The organism is Conyzicola sp. (assembly GCF_046714715.1).
Classification (GTDB): domain Bacteria; phylum Actinomycetota; class Actinomycetes; order Actinomycetales; family Microbacteriaceae; genus Conyzicola.
Window position 1 is genome coordinate 1 of the sequence record NZ_JBKKAD010000119.1, and the last position, 3,934, is coordinate 3,934.

Below are 3,934 nucleotides of genomic sequence, written 5' to 3' on the forward strand. Positions count from 1 at the left end.
AAGGGCGAGGTCGTCGTCATCCGCTACGAGGGCCCCAAGGGCGGTCCCGGCATGCGGGAGATGCTCGCCATCACCGCCGCCATCAAGGGCGCAGGGCTCGGCAAAGATGTACTACTGTTGACGGACGGCAGGTTCTCAGGCGGCACAACCGGACTGTGTATCGGCCACATAGCTCCCGAAGCAGTAGACGCAGGTCCTATTGCCTTCGTGCGCGATGGTGATCTTATACGGGTCGATATCGCAGCTCGCTCGCTCGACCTACTTGTCGATCCGGCAGAGCTGGAAGCTCGCCGAATCGGCTGGGCTCCTCTTCCCCCGCGTTACACCCGAGGCGTGCTCGCGAAATATGCGAAGCTCGTGCACTCCGCCGCCGAAGGCGCGGTCACGGGCTAATCCTCCGTATCACTCACCATTGCTAAGGAACCCCATGTCCACGGACTCACCAGCCGTGTCAACGGCCAGCCCCCGACCGCCGAAGAAGCCGACGAGCACGGAACCCGAGCTGCTGACCGGTTCTGGCGCCGTGCTGCGGTCGCTCAAGAACCTCGGCATCACCGACGTGTTCGGGCTTCCCGGCGGCGCCATCATCCCGTTCTACGACGAGTTGATGGCCGACACCGACATCCGCCACATCCTCGTCCGTCACGAGCAGGGCGCCGGCCACGCGGCCGAGGGGTACGCCTCGTCGTCTAACCGTGTCGGCGTCGCCATCGCGACGTCCGGCCCCGGCGCGACCAACCTCGTCACGGCGATCGCCGACGCCTACATGGACTCGGTGCCGCTGCTCGCGATCACCGGCCAGGTGTTCTCGACCCTGATGGGAACCGACGCCTTCCAGGAGGTCGACATCATCGGCATCACGATGCCGATCACCAAGCACTCGATCCTCGTCAAGTCCGCGGCGGACGTGCCCGCGGCGATCGCGTCGGCGTACCACATCGCCTCGACCGGCCGCCCCGGCCCCGTACTCGTCGACATCACGAAGGACGCGCAGCAGTCCACCGCGCCCTTCGTCTGGCCGCCCAAGCTCGACCTGCCCGGCTACCGCCCCGTCACCAAGGCGCACGGAAAGCAGATCACCGCCGCGGCCGAGATGCTGGCTGCCGCCAAGCAGCCCGTGTTCTACGTCGGCGGAGGTGTCATCCGGTCTCAAGCGTCCGCCGAACTGCTTCAGCTCGTCGAGAAGACCGGCGTGCCCGTCGTCACCACGCTGATGGCGCGCGGCGCCTTCCCCGACTCGCACGACCAGCACCTCGGCATGCCCGGCATGCACGGAACCGTCCCGGCCGTTCTCGGCCTGCAGGAGAGCGACCTCATCATCGCGCTCGGAGCGCGGTTCGACGACCGCGTGACGGGAAAGACGAGCGAGTTCGCCCCGAACGCCAAGATCGTGCACGTCGACATCGACCCGGCCGAGATCGGCAAGATCCGCCAGGCCGACGTACCGATCGTGGGCGACGCGAAAGAGGTCATCATCGACCTGATCGCCGCCTGGGCCGACGTCTCCGCGAAGACCACGCCCGACTACACCGAGTGGTGGACGCGGCTCAACGCCCTGAAAGAGCAGTTCCCGCTGGGTTACACCATGCCCGACGACGGGCTGCTGTCACCGCAGCAGGTCATCGAACGCATCGGCCAGATGACCGGTCCGGAGGGCGTCTACGCCGCCGGCGTCGGCCAGCACCAGATGTGGGCGGCGCAGTTCATCAAATACGAGCGCCCCAACTCGTGGCTCAACTCCGGCGGCGCCGGCACCATGGGCTACGGCGTGCCCGCGGCCATGGGTGCCAAGGTCGCCCAGCCCGACCGCGTCGTGTGGGCGATCGACGGCGACGGCTGCTTCCAGATGACCAACCAGGAGCTCGCCACCTGCGTCATCAACAACATCCCGATCAAGGTCGCGATCATCAACAACTCGTCGCTCGGCATGGTGCGCCAGTGGCAGACGCTCTTCTACGAGGGGCGCCACTCGTTCACCGACCTCAACACGGGCCACGGAACCGCCATGGTGCCCGACTTCGTCAAGCTCGCCGACGCCTACGGTGCCCTGGGCATCCGCGTCACGAAGCAGGAAGAGGTGGACGCGGCCATCCAGCTCGCACTCGACACCAACGACCGTCCCGTCGTCATCGACTTCATCGTGAGCCGTGACTCGATGGTGTGGCCGATGGTGCCGCAGGGCGTCAGCAACTCGGCGGTGCAGCACGCCCGGGAAATCGCCCCCGAGTGGGAAGAGGAGTAACCCCCATGAGTCACGTCCTTTCCCTGCTGGTCGAAGACAAGCCCGGCCTGCTCACCCGTGTCGCCGGCCTGTTCGCGCGCCGCGGCTTCAACATCGAGAGCCTCGCCGTGGGCAAGACCGAGATCCCCGGCCTCTCCCGCATCACCGTCGTGGTCGACGTCGAAGAACTCCCGCTCGAGCAGGTCACGAAACAGCTGAACAAGCTCGTCAACGTGATCAAGATCGTCGAGCTCGACCCGTCGCAGTCGGTCACGCGCGAGCACATGCTCATCAAGGTGCGTGTCGACAACACGACGAGGTCGCAGGTTCTCGAGGCCGTCTCGCTGTTCCGGGCGAGCATCGTGGATGTCGCGACCGACGCTCTCGTGATCGAGACCACTGGCGACAGCGGCAAGATCCAGGCGCTGCTGCGGATTCTCGAACCCTTCGGGATCAAGGAGATCGCGCAGAGCGGTCTGCTCGCGATCGGCCGGGGCGGCAAGAGCATCACCGAGCGCGTCTTCAAGAACTGATCCAGACCGAATCCGAAAAGAGAGATAAACAAAGTGACTGAAATCTTTTACGACAACGACGCCGACCTCGCCCTGATCCAGGGCAAGAAGGTCGCCGTCATCGGCTACGGCTCGCAGGGCCACGCACACGCGCAGAACCTGCGCGACTCCGGTGTCGAGGTCGTCGTCGGCCTCAAGGAGGGCTCGAAGTCGAAGGCTAAGGCCGAAGAGGCCGGATTCACCGTTCTCACCGGCGCGGAAGCTGCCGCCTGGGCCGACGTCATCGTCATCCTCGCTCCCGACCAGAGCCAGCGTCACCTCTACGCCGACGACATCGCCGCGAACCTCTCCGAGGGCAAGGCGCTCGTCTTCGGCCACGGCTTCAACATCCGTTACGGCTACATCACCGCCCCCGCCGGCGTCGACGTGCTGCTCGTCGCCCCCAAGGGACCGGGCCACACCGTGCGCCGCGAGTACGAGGCCGGCCGTGGCGTTCCCGTCATCGTCGCCGTCGAGCAGGACTCCACAGGCTCCGCCTGGGACCTCGCCTGGTCGTACTCCAAGGCCATCGGCGGACTGCGCGCCGGCGGCATCAAGACCACGTTCACCGAAGAAACCGAGACCGACCTCTTCGGCGAGCAGGCAGTTCTGTGCGGCGGCGTCTCGCAGCTCGTGCAGTACGGCTTCGAGACCCTGACCGAGGCCGGCTACCAGCCTCAGATCGCCTACTTCGAGGTTCTGCACGAGCTCAAGCTCATCGTCGACCTCATGTGGGAGGGCGGCATCGCGAAGCAGCGTTGGAGCGTCTCCGACACCGCCGAGTACGGCGACTACGTCTCCGGCCCCCGCGTCATCACGCCCGAGGTCAAGGAGAACATGAAGGCCGTTCTCGCCGACATCCAGAACGGCGCGTTCGCCGAGCGCTTCATCGCCGACCAGGACGCCGGAGCCCCCGAGTTCCTCGCCCTCCGCGAGAAGGGTGCCGCGCACCCGATCGAGGCCACCGGCAAGGAACTGCGTGCTCTCTTCGCGTGGAAGCAGCAGGACGCCGACTACACCGACGGCTCCGCCGCTCGCTAGTCACGCGGCTGGTCGAGTAGGTCGCGCTGCGACCCTGTCGAAACCACAACGCCCCCCCCCACCCCCCGCGGGTCGCACGGGGGCGGGGGGTATGCATTAGGGCGTTCTGCCGGCGGGCTAG

General features: G+C 66.4%; 4 protein-coding genes. All 4 read left to right on the plus strand.

Going from position 1 to position 3,934, the window contains the following annotated elements:
- Window positions 1-393, plus strand: a 393-nt coding sequence (locus ACLQ6X_RS09145; protein ID WP_411699860.1) for a dihydroxy-acid dehydratase, incomplete at its 5' end; no start/stop codon positions are given.
- Between the two features lie 34 nt (window positions 394-427).
- Window positions 428-2,242 carry an acetolactate synthase large subunit gene (locus tag ACLQ6X_RS09150; RefSeq protein WP_411699861.1) on the plus strand — a complete coding sequence of 605 codons (1,815 nt, stop codon included), beginning with the start codon at window positions 428-430 and terminating at the stop codon, window positions 2,240-2,242.
- A 5-nt stretch (window positions 2,243-2,247) separates the two neighbouring features.
- Window positions 2,248-2,754: an acetolactate synthase small subunit gene (gene ilvN, locus ACLQ6X_RS09155; RefSeq protein WP_411699862.1), complete on the plus strand. Its 507-nt coding sequence runs from the start codon at window positions 2,248-2,250 to the stop codon at window positions 2,752-2,754.
- Window positions 2,755-2,787: 33 nt separating this feature from the next.
- Window positions 2,788-3,813, plus strand: coding sequence for a ketol-acid reductoisomerase (ilvC, locus tag ACLQ6X_RS09160; protein WP_411699863.1), 1,026 nt, complete (start codon window positions 2,788-2,790; stop codon window positions 3,811-3,813).
- Window positions 3,814-3,934 lie beyond the last annotated feature (121 nt).